The organism is Arthrobacter sp. Leaf337 (genome assembly GCF_001423745.1).
In the GTDB taxonomy this organism is placed as follows: Bacteria; Actinomycetota; Actinomycetes; order Actinomycetales; family Micrococcaceae; genus Arthrobacter.
Map to the genome: position 1 here is coordinate 786,018 of NZ_LMPC01000012.1, position 16,114 is coordinate 802,131.

The 16,114-nt window shown below is 66.8% G+C and carries 18 protein-coding genes, 6 tRNA genes and 1 riboswitch; of the genes, 17 read left to right on the forward strand and 7 right to left on the reverse strand.

The window, feature by feature from the left end; translation table 11 throughout:
• Positions 1–37 precede the first annotated feature (37 nt).
• The 6 genes from ASF98_RS12810 to ASF98_RS12835 all read right to left on the reverse strand — a co-directional run bounded on the left by ASF98_RS12810 (position 38) and on the right by ASF98_RS12835 (position 1,022).
• Positions 38–304 carry an antitoxin gene (locus tag ASF98_RS12810; protein WP_156372377.1) on the reverse strand — a complete coding sequence of 89 codons (267 nt, stop codon included), beginning with the start codon at positions 302–304 and terminating at the stop codon, positions 38–40.
• A 173-nt stretch (positions 305–477) separates the two neighbouring features.
• Positions 478–552, reverse strand: a tRNA-Val gene (locus ASF98_RS12815).
• 36 nt (positions 553–588) lie between these two features.
• Positions 589–661 (reverse strand) — tRNA-Gly (locus tag ASF98_RS12820).
• Between the two features lie 55 nt (positions 662–716).
• Positions 717–791: transfer RNA gene (locus tag ASF98_RS12825), tRNA-Val, on the reverse strand.
• 41 nt (positions 792–832) lie between these two features.
• Positions 833–903: transfer RNA gene (locus ASF98_RS12830), tRNA-Cys, on the reverse strand.
• A gap of 46 nt (positions 904–949) precedes the next feature.
• A tRNA-Gly gene (locus tag ASF98_RS12835) sits at positions 950–1,022 on the reverse strand.
• A gap of 239 nt (positions 1,023–1,261) precedes the next feature.
• Here ASF98_RS12835 and ASF98_RS12840 point away from each other — a divergent pair.
• The 14 genes from ASF98_RS12840 to hisF all read left to right on the forward strand — a co-directional run bounded on the left by ASF98_RS12840 (position 1,262) and on the right by hisF (position 12,485).
• Positions 1,262–1,336, forward strand: a tRNA-Val gene (locus ASF98_RS12840).
• Between the two features lie 105 nt (positions 1,337–1,441).
• On the forward strand, positions 1,442–2,323 hold the full coding sequence (locus ASF98_RS12845; protein WP_055802272.1) for a PD-(D/E)XK nuclease family protein: 882 nt from the start codon (positions 1,442–1,444) through the stop codon (positions 2,321–2,323).
• A 66-nt stretch (positions 2,324–2,389) separates the two neighbouring features.
• A complete protein-coding gene (gene def / locus ASF98_RS12850; protein WP_055802274.1) occupies positions 2,390–2,977 on the forward strand; it encodes a peptide deformylase in 588 nt (195 codons plus the stop codon).
• Positions 2,974–3,894, forward strand: coding sequence for a methionyl-tRNA formyltransferase (gene fmt / locus ASF98_RS12855; protein ID WP_055802276.1), 921 nt, complete (start codon positions 2,974–2,976; stop codon positions 3,892–3,894). Before def ends, fmt begins: the two co-directional genes overlap by 4 nt.
• Positions 3,891–5,492 carry an RsmB/NOP family class I SAM-dependent RNA methyltransferase gene (locus tag ASF98_RS12860; RefSeq protein ID WP_055802278.1) on the forward strand — a complete coding sequence of 534 codons (1,602 nt, stop codon included), beginning with the start codon at positions 3,891–3,893 and terminating at the stop codon, positions 5,490–5,492. The genes fmt and ASF98_RS12860 overlap by 4 nt, the downstream gene beginning before the upstream one ends.
• Before the next feature lie 29 nt (positions 5,493–5,521).
• Positions 5,522–6,214 (forward strand): ribulose-phosphate 3-epimerase, encoded by a 693-nt coding sequence (gene rpe, locus ASF98_RS12865; RefSeq protein WP_055802280.1) that lies wholly within the window; start codon positions 5,522–5,524, stop codon positions 6,212–6,214.
• A gap of 60 nt (positions 6,215–6,274) precedes the next feature.
• A riboswitch (FMN riboswitch) is annotated at positions 6,275–6,427 on the forward strand.
• Between the two features lie 143 nt (positions 6,428–6,570).
• Positions 6,571–7,707, forward strand: a complete 1,137-nt coding sequence (ribD, locus tag ASF98_RS12870; RefSeq protein WP_055802475.1) for a bifunctional diaminohydroxyphosphoribosylaminopyrimidine deaminase/5-amino-6-(5-phosphoribosylamino)uracil reductase RibD — start codon at positions 6,571–6,573, stop codon at positions 7,705–7,707.
• The gene (locus ASF98_RS12875; protein ID WP_055802282.1) at positions 7,707–8,375 is read left to right on the forward strand and encodes a riboflavin synthase; all 669 of its coding nucleotides are present in this window, start codon (positions 7,707–7,709) and stop codon (positions 8,373–8,375) included. The genes ribD and ASF98_RS12875 overlap by 1 nt, the downstream gene beginning before the upstream one ends.
• Positions 8,376–8,419: 44 nt before the next feature.
• On the forward strand, positions 8,420–9,088 hold the full coding sequence (ribB, locus tag ASF98_RS12880) for a 3,4-dihydroxy-2-butanone-4-phosphate synthase (RefSeq protein WP_156372399.1): 669 nt from the start codon (positions 8,420–8,422) through the stop codon (positions 9,086–9,088).
• Positions 9,085–9,798: a GTP cyclohydrolase II gene (ribA, locus tag ASF98_RS12885; protein WP_055802286.1), complete on the forward strand. Its 714-nt coding sequence runs from the start codon at positions 9,085–9,087 to the stop codon at positions 9,796–9,798. The genes ribB and ribA overlap by 4 nt, the downstream gene beginning before the upstream one ends.
• A 66-nt stretch (positions 9,799–9,864) precedes the next feature.
• Complete coding sequence (gene ribH / locus ASF98_RS12890; RefSeq protein ID WP_011691538.1) at positions 9,865–10,350, forward strand: 6,7-dimethyl-8-ribityllumazine synthase; 486 nt, start codon at positions 9,865–9,867, stop codon at positions 10,348–10,350.
• Between the two features lie 99 nt (positions 10,351–10,449).
• The gene (locus ASF98_RS12895; RefSeq protein ID WP_028270786.1) at positions 10,450–10,713 is read left to right on the forward strand and encodes a phosphoribosyl-ATP diphosphatase; all 264 of its coding nucleotides are present in this window, start codon (positions 10,450–10,452) and stop codon (positions 10,711–10,713) included.
• Positions 10,714–10,771: 58 nt separating this feature from the next.
• Complete coding sequence (gene hisG / locus ASF98_RS12900; RefSeq protein ID WP_028270785.1) at positions 10,772–11,632, forward strand: ATP phosphoribosyltransferase; 861 nt, start codon at positions 10,772–10,774, stop codon at positions 11,630–11,632.
• Positions 11,633–11,708: 76 nt separating this feature from the next.
• On the forward strand, positions 11,709–12,485 hold the full coding sequence (hisF, locus tag ASF98_RS12905; RefSeq protein ID WP_055802288.1) for an imidazole glycerol phosphate synthase subunit HisF: 777 nt from the start codon (positions 11,709–11,711) through the stop codon (positions 12,483–12,485).
• A gap of 84 nt (positions 12,486–12,569) precedes the next feature.
• Here hisF and ASF98_RS12910 read toward each other — a convergent pair whose 3' ends face one another.
• Positions 12,570–13,214: a TIGR03085 family metal-binding protein gene (locus tag ASF98_RS12910; protein WP_055802290.1), complete on the reverse strand. Its 645-nt coding sequence runs from the start codon at positions 13,212–13,214 to the stop codon at positions 12,570–12,572.
• Between the two features lie 101 nt (positions 13,215–13,315).
• Here ASF98_RS12910 and hisI point away from each other — a divergent pair, with 101 nt between their 5' ends.
• From hisI to ASF98_RS12925, 3 genes are all read left to right on the forward strand, one after another.
• A complete protein-coding gene (gene hisI / locus ASF98_RS12915; RefSeq protein ID WP_055802292.1) occupies positions 13,316–13,720 on the forward strand; it encodes a phosphoribosyl-AMP cyclohydrolase in 405 nt (134 codons plus the stop codon).
• An 88-nt stretch (positions 13,721–13,808) separates the two neighbouring features.
• A complete protein-coding gene (locus ASF98_RS12920) occupies positions 13,809–15,422 on the forward strand; it encodes an anthranilate synthase component I (protein WP_055802293.1) in 1,614 nt (537 codons plus the stop codon).
• The gene (locus ASF98_RS12925; protein ID WP_442854036.1) at positions 15,422–16,090 is read left to right on the forward strand and encodes a Trp biosynthesis-associated membrane protein; all 669 of its coding nucleotides are present in this window, start codon (positions 15,422–15,424) and stop codon (positions 16,088–16,090) included. Before ASF98_RS12920 ends, ASF98_RS12925 begins: the two co-directional genes overlap by 1 nt.
• Positions 16,091–16,114 lie beyond the last annotated feature (24 nt).

The window sequence follows — 16,114 nt, forward strand, 5'->3', positions numbered from 1 at the left end:
CTCACGGCGGGACCGGCACCTCGCTGACGTTCCTGGGTTAGAGGCCCTGCTGCCGGGGTTCACCGGTTACAGGGGGCTCTCCGGCGACGGGAGGCTCGTCGACGGGTGCCGCATGCGGCTTGTCGTCGACCTTGTCCACGAGGCCGGCTGCGCCCTTCTGGACGGAATCGATCTTGTCGGCGTACTTTCCGCCGGTCTTCGAGTCGACGAAATCGCCGGCCTTTTCGATGCCGTCCTTGATGGCTTGTTCATTGCCACCAACGAGTCGCTGAGCCTTGCCCTTCAGATCGTCAAGAATTCCCACGGGCACCTCCCTTCTGTCGCGGAGCCAGATCGCTCCTCCGCTTTCGATCCTAGCCCGGGACCCCCGGAGTGCCAAGGGCACGCGCCGCGACTTGTCTAGGGTCCTGATGCCCTATTCGGGGCGTTCCCGCCGGAATCCGGGCAATAAAAAAGCAGCTCCGGGGAGCTGCTTTGTGGTGGGCGATACTGGGATCGAACCAGTGACCTCTTCCGTGTCAGGGAAGCGCGCTACCGCTGCGCCAATCGCCCGCACCGGAAGGATCCGGAGTGGAATTGCAAAAAGAGAGCGGACGACGAGATTCGAACTCGCGACATCCACCTTGGCAAGGTGGTGCTCTACCAGCTGAGCTACGTCCGCATTTAGTCCATGCCGGCTGGGCCGGTGGTACTGGATCAAGCAAGTTTCCTTGCTTTGGTGGGCGATACTGGGATCGAACCAGTGACCTCTTCCGTGTCAGGGAAGCGCGCTACCGCTGCGCCAATCGCCCAAATGTTCTCCGGGATAAACCGGATACCAAGGTTTTCACCGAGGTGGGTACGGGATTCGAACCCGTGTATACGGCTTTGCAGGCCGCTGCCTCGCCTCTCGGCCAACCCACCGTGTAAGCCAGGTTCCGGGGAACCTTTGCCATGACAGTGTCCTGCGAGCGGACGACGAGATTCGAACTCGCGACATCCACCTTGGCAAGGTGGTGCTCTACCAGCTGAGCTACGTCCGCATTATTGTCAGCATTTCCGTGCCGCATTCGGCATTTCCTCGCGTTCCAACGAGTAAGAACTCTATAGGAGGTTCGGGGAACTTACAAATCGACCCCTCGTCATCGGCGCCCTAGGCCCTTACTTCCTTGAAATCTAGGGGATAAAGCTAATGACAGCCGTGTAATTCGATGGTTCGTTTCGGCGTCGAAGGGCTCGATTTCCAAAAGCCGCCGGGGTGGGCTAGCATTCAATGGCATTGGGGCGATTGGCGCAGTGGTAGCGCGCTTCGTTCACACCGAAGAGGTCACTGGTTCGAACCCAGTATCGCCCACCAATGAATGGCCCGTTCCGCTGAATCAGCGGGACGGGCCATTTCGCTTTCCGGCCGCGTCCCTTGCCGCCCGGCAATCCTGTCAGCCCTTCATGAAAGAGTGTTTGCATGACTGATCCACTCCTTGCCCACGCCACGGAATACGGGCGGATGTATGCACGCTCCACCTCCGAATCGTTTTCCGTCCCGTCCATCACCACCGTGATCGGCCAGCAGCCGCACGGCCTCGACGGCTGGTTCGGGTACATGGGGGCAAACAGCCTGGCCAGCGATCCGCTGCTCCCCGGGATCCTGGGAAGCCCCGCAAAGGTCCGCCAGGCGGTCAGCCGGGCTGCCAAAGCAGCGGAAACCTACCGCGACGACGCTGCCCGGCGAGGCGACCGCGTGCACAACTACTGCGAACAGGTTGCACTCAGGGCCCTGGGCCGGCCACATCAGATGAAGGAAATGCGGGAGGCGCTGGCAGCAAACGGCGAGGAAGCCTTTGCGGCGCGATTCGACGAGTGGTGGGAACTGTTTGCTGTGGAGCCGGTCGCGCCCGAAGTCACCGTCTGGAATAAGACAGTCGGGTACGCAGGCACGCTGGACCTGGTCGCCAGGATCAACGGCAGGACCTGCATTATCGATTACAAGACCAAGGGCACCACCCGGGACGGCACGGTCAAGCCGCTGGACGACAAAGTGGTGATGCAGCTGGTGGCGGGAATGAAGGCCGAGGAAAGCCTGGTTGATCCCGTCGCAGGGGAGTGGGAGCCCTGGCGGCACGGCGAGTCCCCGATCCTGCTGGCGGTCGCCATCGGGGAGACGGAGGTCCGGCCAATGCGTGCCAACCCGGAGGTGCTCAAGCACCACTGGTGGAAGTTCTGCGCCCTGCGGCGCGTCTGGGAGATGTCGGCCGACACCGTCAGCGCCGGAACAGCCCTGCTCCCGCTGGCGCCGCCGCCGCTGCCCGTGGCACCGCCGGCACTGCAGGCTGTGCCCGGCAGGTAGCCGGCCAACTAAACTGGACTGGATCCCGTACCCGCTCACCCAGCACCACCGAAGGACAGATTGCACATGGCCATTTTGAGTATCCGCATCATCGGCGACCCTGTGCTGCGCACAGTTGCCGATCCCGTGACGGAATTCGGGCCGGAACTCGCAAAACTCGTCGCCGACATGACCGAAACCATGGAGGACGTGGACGGTGCAGGACTGGCCGCGCCCCAGGTCGGCGTCAGCAAGCGCGTGTTCACCTACCGCATCGGCGGAGTGGAAGGCCACATCATCAACCCGGTGCTGGAAAACAGCGACGACTTCCAGCCCGACGAAGTGGAAGGCTGCCTGTCCATCCCTGGCCTCGGCTTCCCGGTCCGCAGGCGACGTGCCACCCGGGTCACCGGCGTCGACCTGCACGGAAACCCCGTCACGGTGGACGGCGAGGGCATGCTGGCCCGCTGCTTCCAGCATGAAACGGACCACTTGGACGGCATCCTGTTCACGGACAGGCTCGAGGGTGAAGACCGCAAGGCCGCCCTGCGTTCCATCCGCAACGCCAACTACGACGCCATCACCGAGCGGACGACGTCGAAGCGGGCCAAGACTGTTGGCTCCAGTTTTGGTGGCGGAAGCTTCAGCGGCGGCAGTTTCGGCGCCGCCGAGTGAGGGTCCTCTTCGCCGGTACGCCGGCTGTCGCGGTCCCGTCCCTGGACGCTTTGGTGCAGGCCGGCTTTGACGTCGTCGCCGTCCTGACCCGACCGGACGCGCCGATCGGACGCAAGCGCGTGCTCACGCCGTCGCCCGTTGCCGCTCGCGCTGCCGAACTCGGCATCGAAGTGATCCATGCCGCGAAGGTGGACGCGGACGTGACGGCAAGGATCGCCGCCGCGGCACCGGATGCCGCCGCCATCGTCGCCTATGGCGGCCTCATTCCGCGCGCCGCGCTGGACGTTCCGCGGCACGGCTGGATCAACCTGCACTTCTCCCTCCTCCCCGCCTGGCGCGGCGCCGCGCCCGTGCAGCGCGCGGTCATTGCCGGCGACGACATCACCGGCGCCGTTACGTTCCTGCTTGAGGAGGGGCTGGACACTGGCCCCGTCTTCGGCACCCTGACCGAGGCCGTCCGTCCTGACGACACCTCCGGGGCACTCCTGGAACGGCTCTCCCACAGTGGCGCCGTGTTGCTCGCCCAGACGCTTTCGGCCATCGAGGCAGGACGGGCCGTCGCGGTTCCGCAGTCGGGGGATGTGTCCCTGGCGCCCAAACTGGGCCTCGACGACGGCCGGATCGACTGGCACCAGCCCGCCCTTGCCATCGGGCGCCGGGCGCGCGGCGTCACGCCCGAACCCGGCGCGTGGACCACGCTGGAGGGGCAGCGGGTCAAACTCGACCCGGTTGTACTCAGGACCGAGGCGCCGCCGCAGAAGCCGGGGCAGGTGCTTCTCGACGGCAAAAGCGTTTTGGTGGGGACAGGTTCCCATCCCGTTGAGCTGACGCGGATCCAGCCTTCGGGCAAAAAGATGATGGCCGCCGCCGACTGGGCGCGCGGACAGGCAGCACTGGAAGGCGTGGTATTCGAATGAGTGAGTCCGGAACGGGCGGCAGCGGCCGCGGCAGGGCCCCCCGTCAGGGGAGAACAAGCGGCGGCGGGCCGTCCGGCGGATCCGGCGGCAGCCGCAGCGGAAGCCAGCGGGACGCCCAGGGTCGGGAGCGCAACCGCGGCCCCAAGCGGAACTTCACCGAGAATGCCCCTTCGCAGCGCACACGGCGTGCCGACCCGGCCCGGCTGGTGGCGTTTGAAGTGCTGCGTGCGGTCGCGTCGGAAGACGCCTACGCAAACCTGGTCCTGCCGGCGCGAATCCGCCACCATGGCCTGGACAAGCGGGACGCCGGGTTCGCCACCGAGCTGAGCTACGGGGCGCTGCGCGGCCAGGGAACCTATGACGCCGTACTGGCCCGCTGCGTCGACCGGCCGCTGGACCAGCTGGATCCGGCCATCCTGGACGCCCTTCGGATCGGCGCCCACCAGCTGCTGGCCATGCGCGTACCCGCCCACGCTGCCCTGGACCAGACTGTGGGACTCGCCCGGGCGGTCATCGGCGCCGGCCCGTCGGCCCTGATCAATGCCGTCCTGCGCAAGGTCTCCGCCCACACCCTGGACGAGTGGCTCGAGCTGCTGCTCAGCGACGAGCAGGACGAAACCCGGGTGGCGTCCGTCCGTTACGCCCACCCCGAGTGGATTGTCCGCGCCCTGCGGCAGTCCCTGGTGGCACACGGGCGCCCGGTCACCGAGATCAACGACCTCCTTGAGGCGGACAACGCCGCCCCGGTGGTCAACCTCGTTGCTCTGCCCGGGTTGGGAAGCCTCGACGAAGCCTTGGAAGGCGGAGCCACTGCCGGCGAGCTGGTGGAAGGCTCGGCCCTCTCCAGCGGCGGCGACCTCGGCCGGCTCGCATCGGTAAGGGAAGGCAGCACCAGGGTCCAGGACGTGGGCTCGCAGCTGGTTGCCCGCGCCATGGCGGCCGTCGACCTGACACTTGCGGATCCGGAGAAGCCGGCGGCGCAGTCCGCCGGCCAAAGCGGCGAAAAGTGGCTGGATCTCTGCGCCGGACCGGGCGGCAAGGCGGCGCTGCTGGGTGCCCTCGCCCGGCAGCAGGGTGCCACCCTGCTGGCCAACGAACCTGCCCCGCATCGCGCCAAGCTGGTGAGGCAGGCCCTGGCCGCGGTCCCGCACGAGGTGTGGCATGTCCGGACCGGCGATGGCCGCGACGTAGGTACTGAGATGGCGGAAACATTCGACCGCGTCCTCGTCGATGTTCCCTGCAGTGGACTGGGCGCCCTCCGGCGCAGGCCCGAATCGAGGTGGCGGCGCACCCCCAAGGACCTCGCGGATCTTGGCCCGCTGCAGCGGGAACTGCTGAAGTCGGCACTCGACGCTGTCCGGCCCGGCGGCGTGGTCGCGTACGTGACCTGCTCGCCGCACCCTGCCGAGACCACCGCCGTCGTGACCGATGCGCTGCGCAAGCGCGACGACCTGGAACTGCTCGATGCCGGCGCTGCCCTGGACAAGGTGAGCCTGACCGGGCACCTGGAGGCCGGCCATGAACTGACCGCCCAGCTGTGGCCGCATGTACACCGGACGGACGCAATGTTCCTGGCGCTCATCCACAAGAAACCCTGATCCCTCAGCCTTCAGTGAAAGGAGCCGACATGGCTCAGTGCTGCATCAACCCCAGCATTCTCTCCGCCGACTTCGTCAACCTGGAGGCAGAGCTGCGCAGAATCAGCAATGCAGACGCCGTCCACGTTGACGTCATGGACAACCATTTTGTGCCGAACCTGACCCTTGGCCTGCCCGTGGTGCAGCGCATCCAGGCCGTGAGCCCGGTGCCGCTGGATGCGCACCTGATGATCGCCGACGCCGACCGCTGGGCGCCCGCTTACGCGGACGCGGGACTCGCGTCAGTGACGTTCCATGTTGAAGCCTCGATCGCGCCCATCAAACTGGCCCGGGAGCTTCGCGCGCGCGGTGCCAAGGCCGGTATGGCCCTGCGCCCCGGCACGCCGGTGGAGCCCTACCTGGACATGCTGTCGGAACTGGATCTGCTGCTGATCATGACTGTGGAACCCGGTTTCGGCGGCCAGTCCTTCCTGGACCTGACGCTCCCCAAGATCAGGCGGGCCCGGGCAGCGATCGACGGCTCCGGCACCGGGGTGGCGCTGCAGGTGGATGGAGGCATCACCGAGGAGACCATTGTCCGGGCGGCCGAAGCCGGCGCCAATGTGTTTGTTGCAGGCTCCGCGGTGTACGGCGCGGAGGACCCTGCGACGGCGATTGACCGCCTCCGGGCAGCGGGCTCCCGCCCGGTCTCAGCCGGGTCCGGCCCTGTTTCGCAATCATGACGGAGTCTGACGGGAATAGACGGACTAGTCACTCAGTTGTGACAGAATAACAACACACACTACGTGCTCCGGGGTCGGTGTAAGTCCGAACCGGCGGTGACAGTCCGCGACCCGCGAGCCGGCACAGATCCTTTTGGGGAACTGTTCCGGCGGACGGTTGAACCGGTGAAATTCCGGTACCGACAGTTAAAGTCTGGATGAGAGAAGCACGTACAGCTGTTACTGCACTGCCCTTTCGGCGGTGCGGTACTGCGCTGTCGTATACCCCCGGAGCCTACTCGGTTTCGAGGGAAGGAACGACGAACGCTTTGACGCCGCAGACTACGGACCAGTTCAGTGCTGCCGAGATCGACGCCATGGAGGCTGCCCTCGCCGCCGCGCTCCACGGTCCCCGCGGGGCAAACCCTCTCGTGGGCGCCGTCGCCATCGGATCCGATGGCCGGCAACTGGTGACCGGTTACCACCGCGGCGCCGGCACGGCGCACGCAGAGGCCGATGCCATTGCCCAGGCCGACATGAAGGGCATCGACCTGGCCGGATCCACCATGGTGGTCACCCTGGAGCCCTGCAACCACTGCGGACGGACCGGGCCATGTGCCCAGGCAATCATCGATGCGGGCATCGCTTCGGTGGTGTACGCGGTGGACGACCCCCACGACCCTGCCGCCGGCGGAGCCGCAACCCTGCGGGCAGCGGGTGTCAGCGTTCGTTCCGGCCTGTCCGCCCGCGCCGCCTACGAGCTGAACCGCCGCTGGTTTGAAGCCGTGTTCGGCCAGCGCCCCTTTGTCACCCTGCACATTGCCCAGACCCTGGACAGCCGCATCGCTGCAGCTGATGGCACCAGCCAGTGGATCTCCAGCCCGGAATCCCTCGCCGACAACCACGGACTCCGCAGCCGGGTTGATGCCATCCTGGTGGGCACGCAGACGCTCCTGGTGGACAACCCGCGGCTCACCGCCCGGGATTCGTCGGGCCAGGCGGCAGGCAGCCAGCCGCTGCGCGCCGTCATGGGCCTCCGGGGAATTCCCGACGACGCCGCCATCCACGGGGACGACGGCCGGGTGCTGCACCTGCCCACGCGGGATCCGCACGAGGCCCTGGCCCGGCTGTTCGCGGCCGGCGTACGCCACGTCATGGTGGAAGGCGGGTCCAGCATCCTGAGCGCCTTCCTCGCCGCCGGACTCGTGGATGAATTGATCGTCTACCTCGCGCCCACCCTTCTCGGGTCCGGCACGGCAGCCCTCGGCGACCTCGGCATCACCACCCTCGCGGAGGCCCAGGCCTGGGACTGGGACCAGGCATCCGGGGGAGCGGTGCAGACCCTCGGCCGGGACCTGCGGCTCCACCTCTTTCCGGGCCACACCGAACCCGCGCACGCCGAACCGGCGCACGCCGAACCGGCAGCCGCCTCAGAACTCATTTCATCCCTCACCAGCTCACCCGAATCCTTACCGCACCGCACCGGCGCGGGCACCGCCACAGGAGGCAACTGATGTTTACCGGAATAATTGCCGAACAGGGCAGGGTCCTGTCCGTAGAACGCAACGGCGCCGTCAGTGCCACGGTGCGCCTCCATGCGCCAACCAGCACCGAAGGATTGGCCCTGGGCGGCTCGGTGGCCGTCAACGGAGTATGCCTGACCGCCACGGACATCGACGGCAAGGACTTCAGCGTCGACGTCATGGGTGAGACCCTGGTCCGCAGCACCATCGGCGAGCTGAACACGGGCGACAGCGTCAACCTGGAACGCTGCGTTCCTGCTGGCGGGCGCCTGGACGGACACGTTGTCCAGGGCCACGTGGACGGGGTCGGCGAGCTCCTCGAGCGCGAAGCACTCGGCAACTGGGACCGCCTGAGGTTCGGCGTACCCGTGCGCCTTGCCCGCTACATCGCCGAAAAAGGCTCCATCGCCGTCGACGGCGTCTCCCTCACGGTCACTGCCGTCAGCGAGGCGTCGGAACCTGCCCCGTGGTTCGAAGTGGGCCTCATTCCCACTACGTTGGCCGATACGGGCCTGGGCGCGAAGAAGCCCGGCAGCAAGGTAAACCTCGAAGTCGATGTGCTGGCCAAGTACACGGAACGTCTGCTCGCCTTCGCCGGAGGCGCAGCCACCGGCGCTCACACCGCCACTGCTGCTGCCGGAGCGGGGGAATCCAAGTGAGCCAGCTCAAGAACACGCCCCGACTCGCCACCAGCGCGGATGTACTGTCAGGCAACACGCTCCTGGACCCGATCGAGGACGCCGTCCGCGCCATGGCGGCCGGACTTCCGGTGCTGGTGGTGGACAACGAGGACCGCGAAAATGAAGGCGACATCATTTTCGCTGCCCAGCACGCCACTCCCGAGCTGATGGGCTGGACCGTCCGCTACAGCTCCGGGGTCATCTGCGTACCGCTCGACGGAGCCCGGGCTGATGCCCTGCTCCTGCCGCCCATGGTTGAGGTCAATGAAGACTCCAAGGGCACTGCCTACACGGTGTCCTGCGATGCCGCCATTGGCGTCAGCACGGGAATTTCCGCGACGGACCGTGCACTCACGGCCCGCGTGCTGGCAGATCCCGGCAGCCGCCCGGAATCGATCACCCGTCCCGGGCATGTTTTCCCGCTGCGGGCCGTTAACGGTGGAGTGCGTGAACGTCCGGGCCACACCGAAGCGGCCGTGGACCTGTGCAGGCTTGCCGGACTGGAACCGGTGGGCGTGATCGCCGAGGTGGTGTACGACAACGGAGAAATGATGCGCTTGGACGGACTTCGCGGCTTCGCTGCTGAGCACGGGTGCCCGCTGATCTCGATCGAGGATCTGGTGGCATACCTGGAGACAGCACAGCCGGGCGGACGGACGGCAGCGCCGGCAGGGAACGAGGAGATGCGATGACGGCTTCAGAGGCACGAAAAGACGTTACGGCGGGGCGCCGGTCGCACCCGGTCAGCGGCGGACCCGTGGTCCAGCTGCCCAGCGAATTCGGGGTCTTCGTGGCCCAGGCCTGGACCGACCTGGTGACAGGAATCGAGCACCTCGCCGTCAGTTCACCGATTCCGCCCGTGGACGGCAAGGCGCCGCTTGTGCGGCTGCACTCGGAATGCCTCACCGGCGATGTTTTCGGTTCGTACCGCTGCGACTGCGGCGAGCAGCTGGCCTACGCCCTTGAGAAGATCAGCGAGGAAGGCGGCACGCTGCTGTACCTGCGCGGACAGGAGGGCCGCGGCATCGGCCTGGCCAACAAGATCAAGGCGTACGCCCTGCAGGAAGCCGGCTTCGACACCGTTGAAGCCAACGAGCAGCTGGGCCTGCCCGTGGATGCGCGCTGCTACAACGCCGCCGCGCAGATCCTGGCCGAGCTTGGACTGCACGAAGTGCGCCTGCTGAGCAACAACCCGGACAAGCAGAACCGGCTGGCGGACGCCGGCGTCACCGTCGTCGAGATGGTTCCCACCGAGGTGCCCTCGCGCGAACAGAACATCCGTTACCTGCAGACCAAGAAGGACCGGATGGACCACCGGCTCGTCCTCGACAGCCAGGAGGCTGAGCCGGTGGCCGCGTCACCGTCGGCCGGACCGGCGCCTTTCCAGCACGAACAAGACTGACTCAAGCACCCAAGACTGATTTCAGCACCAAGACTGACCCAAAAAGAACGAACCAGGAGACTTTAGATGAGTGGACACGGCGCACCGGAGATTGACCTCACGACCCTTAACCCGGCGGAGACGTCGCAGCTGAAGCTGGCCATTGTGGCCGCGAGCTGGCACACCCAGATCATGGACGGGCTGCTGGACGGCGCGCTCCGCGCCGCCAAGGACGCCGGAATCAGCGAGCCCACCGTCCTGCGGGTGCCGGGCAGCTTCGAGCTCCCCGTGGCCGCAGCCCGGCTCGCCAAGCACTTCGACGCAGTGGTGGCGCTGGGCGTCGTGATCCGCGGCGGAACACCGCACTTCGAGTACGTCTGCGAGGCGGCCACGATGGGACTGACCGACGTCAGCGTCAACACCGGCGTCCCCGTTGGCTTCGGCGTGCTCACCTGCGACACCGAACAGCAGGGCCTGGACCGCGCGGGCCTGCCCGGGTCCAAGGAAGACAAGGGCCACGAGGCTGTCACCGCGGCGCTGGCCACTGCGGTGACCCTCAAGCAGTACAGCTGATCCGCTGCCTGCTCCGGACCTGTGCATTACCTCACATCGGCGCCGTCATGGAACGGCCCGACAGGCGGGGTCAGGCCCGGAGCAAGTAGGCTGGAGGGCGTGAAGAATTTCGAGACGCTGTTCGCAGAACTGAGTGAGAAGGCAGCCACCCGTCCGGCAGGCTCCCGCACCGTCGCAGAATTGGAGTCCGGAGTCCACGGCATCGGCAAGAAGGTCGTGGAGGAAGCCGCCGAAGTGTGGATGGCTGCCGAATACGAATCCGATGAGGCCGCCGCCGAGGAAATCTCCCAGCTCCTGTACCACCTGCAGGTTCTGATGCTCGCCAAAGGCCTGACCCTGGAAGACGTTTACAAGCATCTGTAGCCATGCTGAGCGTGGCCGATTGCCTGTAACCAAGACTTCCTAACCCAGAAAGACCCCCATGCTGCGTGTTGCCGTCCCCAACAAGGGATCCCTGTCCGAAGCGGCTTCGGCCATGCTGTCCGAAGCCGGCTACCGCCAGCGCCGCGATACCCGCGAGCTGGTCATGGTAGACCCGGACAACGACATTGAATTCTTCTTCCTTCGCCCGCGGGACATCGCCGTTTACGTCGGCCGGGGAACGCTCGACGTCGGCATCACCGGCCGCGACCTGCTCCTGGACGCCGAGGTGGAGGCTGAGGAACTGCTGCCGCTGGGCTTTGCCGCCTCAACGTTTCGCTTCGCCGGCCCGGTGGGCGACTTCAGCAAGGTCGAGGAGCTCGAAGGAAAGCGCCTGGCCACAAGCTATGACGGCCTCCTGCGCGGCTACCTCGCCGAGCGCGGCGTCAACGCCAAGGTGGTCCGCCTGGATGGTGCCGTCGAGTCATCCGTGCGGCTCGGTGTCGCGGACGCGATTGCCGACGTCGTCGAAACCGGGAACACGCTCAAGGCCGCCGGAATGGAAATCTTCGGCGAACCGATCCTGAAGTCCGAGGCCGTACTGATCCGCCGCACAGGCCAGGAAGGCTCCGCGAACGGCACGGCCAAGGAAATCGAAGTCCTGATCCGCCGCCTGCAGGGCGTGCTCGTTGCCCGGCAGTACGTCCTGATGGACTATGACATCCGCAAGGAACTCGTGGAGCAGGCCGCAGCGCTCACGCCCGGCCTGGAATCGCCCACCGTCTCGCCGCTGCGTGACTCGGAGTGGGTTGCCGTCCGCTCGATGGTTCCCAAGAAGGAAACCAACAGGATCATGGACGAGCTCTACGACCTCGGTGCCCGGGCCATCCTGGTCAGCAGCATCCACGCCTGCCGGATCTGAGCCCGCCTGTCCCAGCGCGGTCTGTGTCCAACGGATCCACACCGCATCTCCCACCAGCGAATCCCCAGGAGAAATCATGGCTGTAGCAGTGCGCGTTATTCCGTGCCTGGACGTTGACGCCGGCCGCGTGGTCAAGGGCATCAACTTCGAGGGCCTCCGGGACGCCGGCGATCCCGTGGAGCTTGCGCACCGCTACGACAACGGCGGGGCGGACGAACTGACGTTCCTGGATGTGACCGCCTCCTCGGGCAACCGCGAGACCACCTTCGACGTGGTCCGCCGCACCGCCGAGGAAGTCTTTATTCCGCTCACCGTCGGCGGCGGCGTCCGCGGCGTGGCCGAGGTGGACAAGCTCCTGCGTTACGGGGCCGACAAAGCCTCCATCAACACGGCCGCCGTCGCCCGGCCGGACGTCATCGACGAAATCACCCGGCACTTCGGGTCCCAGGTCCTGGTGCTGTCCCTGGATGCCCGCCGCACCCGCCCCGGTTCCGAGCCCACCGCGTCCGGCTTTGAAGTCACCACGCACGGCGGCCGGCAGGGGACCGGGATCGACGCCATCGAGTGGGCACGCGAAGCCGCGGACCGCGGTGTGGGCGAAATCCTGCTCAACTCCATTGATGCCGACGGCACCAAGGACGGCTTCGACATCGAACTCATCCGCCTGGTGCGTGCCGCGGTCAAGGTGCCGATCATCGCGTCCGGCGGGGCCGGCCGGCCCGATCACTTCCCGCCCGCCGTAGCGGCCGGCGCGGACGCTGTCCTGGCGGCGTCGATCTTCCACTTCGGTCCGGTGGACATGATTTCGCAGGTCAAGACGGCGATCCGCGAGGCAGGTTTCGAAGTCCGCTAGGTGGAAACTCCGGTGGTTGGCCTCGGGGATCGCCGGTGGTGGAGCTTGTCGATACCATCGACAGGCTCCAACCAGCAGAGGCAGTTAAAGCCCGACTTCGGCTGACTGCAGGAGCGCGACGGCGTCCGGCTGGCCTTCGAACGTCACCAGCGCATGGCGGGTACGGCCGTGGGCGTGCATGAGCAGTTCGCCCGGTTCACCCACGATGGCCACCGACACGGGTGCGCGTTTGGCAACGTGGCGGGGCCCGGAAGGACGCACCAGCACGATGCCCAGGTCCACTCCGCGGTACAGGATGGCTGCCCGCTTGACGAGTTCATCCCACAGGGCATCGGAGTATTCCTCGTCCAGTGCCCGCGGGGCCCAGCGGTCCACGGCTCGCCGGACGTCCTCGGTGTGCACGAAGTATTCGATCAGGTTGGAGCTCTCGGCCAGGGCCCTGATCCTCAGCGGTGACAGGGCCGGGGGACCGGCACGAAAGGCGTTGACCAGCCGGGTGTAGTCCTCGGCGGTCTTGAGTTTGGCGGCCAGCTTCGCGGTGGCCTCGTCAGAGGCTTTTGCCAGGCTCTTGATAATAAGGCCAAGCCCCACGCCGGCCTTGCGTTCGCGCAGGTAGAGGTGCGCGGCGAGGTCGCGTGTGCGCCAGCCCCTGCAGAGCGTGGGGGAGTCAGGACCGGCCGCCAGCAGGGTTTCGGCCAGGACTTCTCGGGACGGGTCGACGAAATGCATCACTTGTGAAACTAGCACGAGAGGCCGCGAGTTGCGCAGTGGAGGCACTGCCGATTTTGACCCTGATCGTCACACTGCGGTGAGGCACTAGACTTGGTCTGATGTCTGAGCAGCCCGCCCCCGCACCCGTACCCGCCCTTCCCGCTGAAGTGGCGGACGCCCTCAAGCGCGACAGCGCCGGCCTCGTGGCCGCCGTCGTGCAGCAGTTCGACACCAACGAAGTGCTCATGCTGGGCTGGATGGACGACGAGGCGCTGCGCCGGACCATGACCACAGGGAGGGTGACGTTTTACTCCCGCTCCCGCCAGGAGTACTGGCGCAAGGGCGACACCTCCGGCCACGTGCAATGGGTGAAATCCGTTGCGCTGGACTGCGACGGCGACGCCCTGCTGGTCCGCGTCGATCAGGTGGGCGCGGCCTGCCACACGGGCACGCGGACCTGCTTCGATGGCCGCGGGCTTTCCGTTGTAGCGGGCGACGCCAGCGGCGCAGGGACCGCCAGCTAGCTCCGACAAGGCAGGACTCCGGCGCAGGCGCCGGACACCTCACCACACGATTCAGGCACCACTTAAGAACAGGCGGAACACCATAGCCATGCAGGACCTTGGAATCATCAGCCCGGGCCTCGAGGAATTCCGGGAGCTCGCCAGCCACAGCCGTGTCATCCCGGTCCGGCTGAAGGTACTGGCCGACGCCGAGACGCCGATCGGGCTCTACCGCAAGCTGGCGAACGGCCAGCCCGGCACGTTCCTGATGGAGTCCGCTGCCGTCGGCGGTTCGTGGTCGCGCTATTCCTTCATCGGCGCCAAGTCACGCGCCACCCTGACCACCAAGGACGGACAGGCGCACTGGCTGGGCGAGCCGCCCGCCGGGGTTCCCGTGGACGGGAACCCGGTGGATGCCATCAGGGATACCGTCGAAGCCCTGCGTACCGACCGCTTCGACGGCCTGCCGCCCTTCACCTCTGGCTTGGTCGGTTTCCTCGGCTGGGAAACCGTGCGGCACTGGGAGAAACTCACCAGCCCGCCCGAAGACGACCTGGAACTGCCGGAACTGGCCCTGAACCTGGTCACCGACATGGCAGTGCACGACAACATGGACGGCACCGTCCTGCTCATCGCCAACGCCATCAACTTCGACAACAGCTCGGAGCGTGTGGACGAGGCATGGCACGACGCCGTGGCCCGGGTCAAGGCACTCCTTGCCAAGGTCAGCACGCCTGTGGAACAGCCGATTTCCGTGCTGGAACCCGCCGCACTGGACTTTGCCTCCAGCGTCCAGGAACGTTGGAACGAGCCCGACTACCTCGCCGCCCTGGACCGCGGCAAGGAAGCTATCGTCGACGGCGAAGTGTTCCAGGTGGTCATTTCCCGCCGCTTCGAGATGGAGTGCGGCGCCGACCCGCTGGATGTCTACCGGGTGCTTCGGAACACCAATCCCAGCCCGTACATGTACATCTTCAGCCTCGAGGACGCCGCCGGCCGGCAGTATTCCATTGTGGGCTCCTCCCCGGAAGCCCTCGTGACGGTCACGGGCGAGGAAGTCATCACCCACCCCATTGCCGGCTCGCGTCCCCGGGGCAAGACCGTGGAAGCGGATAAGGCCTTCGCCGAGGAGCTCCTGGCCGACCAGAAGGAACGCGCCGAACACCTCATGCTGGTGGACCTGTCCCGCAACGACCTCTCCAAGGTCTGCGTCGCCGGCACGGTGGACGTCACGCAGTTCATGGAGGTGGAGCGCTTCAGCCACATCATGCACCTGGTCTCCACCGTCGTGGGCAAGCTCGCCCCCGCCGCCAAGGCGTACGACGTCCTGAAAGCAACGTTCCCCGCCGGGACGCTCTCCGGAGCCCCCAAGCCGCGTGCGCTGCGGCTCCTGGACGAGCTGGAACCGCACCGGCGCGGCATCTACGGCGGCGTAGTGGGCTACCTCGACTTCGCCGGAGACATGGACATGGCCATCGCCATCCGTTCGGCCCTGCTCCGTGAAGGGCGGGCCTACGTCCAGGCCGGCGGCGGAATCGTTGCCGACTCGGTCAACCCGACCGAAGCCTTGGAGACGGTCAATAAGGCTGCCGCACCGCTGCGCGCCGTCCATACGGCCGGGTCCCTGCACAACATCACGGCCGACTCCGTGCCGGACCCGGCGGACGCTTCCGGCCCCGATGCTTCCGGCCGCGCCGCGGGTCCCGCCGCGGCGGGCAGCTGATGGGTGTCATGGAAGACGGCATCATCGAAGACGGCGTCACGGCGGGCAAGACCGGCCGGCCGGCAACCAAGCGGCCAGGCGCTCCGGTGTGGGCGCGGAAGTCCACGCTGGTGCTGATCATTGCCGCAATGGCACTGGCGGTCTTCGGCACCACCACCCAGACGTGGTTGACCGTCCATCTCGACCCTGCCCAGCTGGGCCAGGCCGTCAACAGCCAGGACGGCCTCCAGGTGCAGGGCAGCAAAGCGGCCACCACCGTCACCGCACTGGCACTCGTGGCATTGGCGGGCGGCCTTGCCGCCTCGATCGCGGGCCGGATTGCGCGCTGGATCATTACCGCGATCATCCTCCTCGCGTCCGTTGGCATCGTGACCGCCGCTGTCACGGTGATGGCAGACCCCCTCGCAGCTGCCCAGGGGTCCATCGCAGCCGCCACCGGCATCACCGGGAGCAGCGTCCAGGTGAGCGCCTCGGCGTTCCCGGCACTCGCCGTCGTCGCCGGTGTCCTGCTGGGGCTGGGAGCCCTGCTCATCATTCCTGCCGGACGCCACTGGAAGACGCGGACGAAATATGACGCCGCAGCGGCTGGCACCGCCGGTACCGCGGAAGGTCCCGCGGACGAGATCGACAGCTGGGACAGGCTGTCCCGGGGCGACGATCCCACGTAGGCGGCCCACCGCCGTCCCAGCCGC

What these genes read in the sequence shown, in the direction of transcription:
- ASF98_RS12845 (WP_055802272.1), top strand. Translation starts at nt 1,442, where the DNA reads ATGACTGATCCACTCCTTGCCCACGCCACGGAATACGGGCGGATGTAT.
- def (WP_055802274.1), top strand. Translation starts at nt 2,390, where the DNA reads ATGGCCATTTTGAGTATCCGCATCATCGGCGACCCTGTGCTGCGCACA.
- ASF98_RS12860 (WP_055802278.1), top strand. Translation starts at nt 3,891, where the DNA reads ATGAGTGAGTCCGGAACGGGCGGCAGCGGCCGCGGCAGGGCCCCCCGT.
- rpe (WP_055802280.1), top strand. Translation starts at nt 5,522, where the DNA reads ATGGCTCAGTGCTGCATCAACCCCAGCATTCTCTCCGCCGACTTCGTC.
- ribD (WP_055802475.1), top strand. Translation starts at nt 6,571, where the DNA reads ATGGAGGCTGCCCTCGCCGCCGCGCTCCACGGTCCCCGCGGGGCAAAC.
- ASF98_RS12875 (WP_055802282.1), top strand. Translation starts at nt 7,707, where the DNA reads ATGTTTACCGGAATAATTGCCGAACAGGGCAGGGTCCTGTCCGTAGAA.
- ribA (WP_055802286.1), top strand. Translation starts at nt 9,085, where the DNA reads ATGACGGCTTCAGAGGCACGAAAAGACGTTACGGCGGGGCGCCGGTCG.
- ribH (WP_011691538.1), top strand. Translation starts at nt 9,865, where the DNA reads ATGAGTGGACACGGCGCACCGGAGATTGACCTCACGACCCTTAACCCG.
- hisG (WP_028270785.1), top strand. Translation starts at nt 10,772, where the DNA reads ATGCTGCGTGTTGCCGTCCCCAACAAGGGATCCCTGTCCGAAGCGGCT.
- hisF (WP_055802288.1), top strand. Translation starts at nt 11,709, where the DNA reads ATGGCTGTAGCAGTGCGCGTTATTCCGTGCCTGGACGTTGACGCCGGC.
- ASF98_RS12910 (WP_055802290.1), bottom strand. Translation starts at nt 13,214, where the DNA reads ATGCATTTCGTCGACCCGTCCCGAGAAGTCCTGGCCGAAACCCTGCTG.
- hisI (WP_055802292.1), top strand. Translation starts at nt 13,316, where the DNA reads ATGTCTGAGCAGCCCGCCCCCGCACCCGTACCCGCCCTTCCCGCTGAA.
- ASF98_RS12920 (WP_055802293.1), top strand. Translation starts at nt 13,809, where the DNA reads ATGCAGGACCTTGGAATCATCAGCCCGGGCCTCGAGGAATTCCGGGAG.
- ASF98_RS12925 (WP_442854036.1), top strand. Translation starts at nt 15,422, where the DNA reads ATGGGTGTCATGGAAGACGGCATCATCGAAGACGGCGTCACGGCGGGC.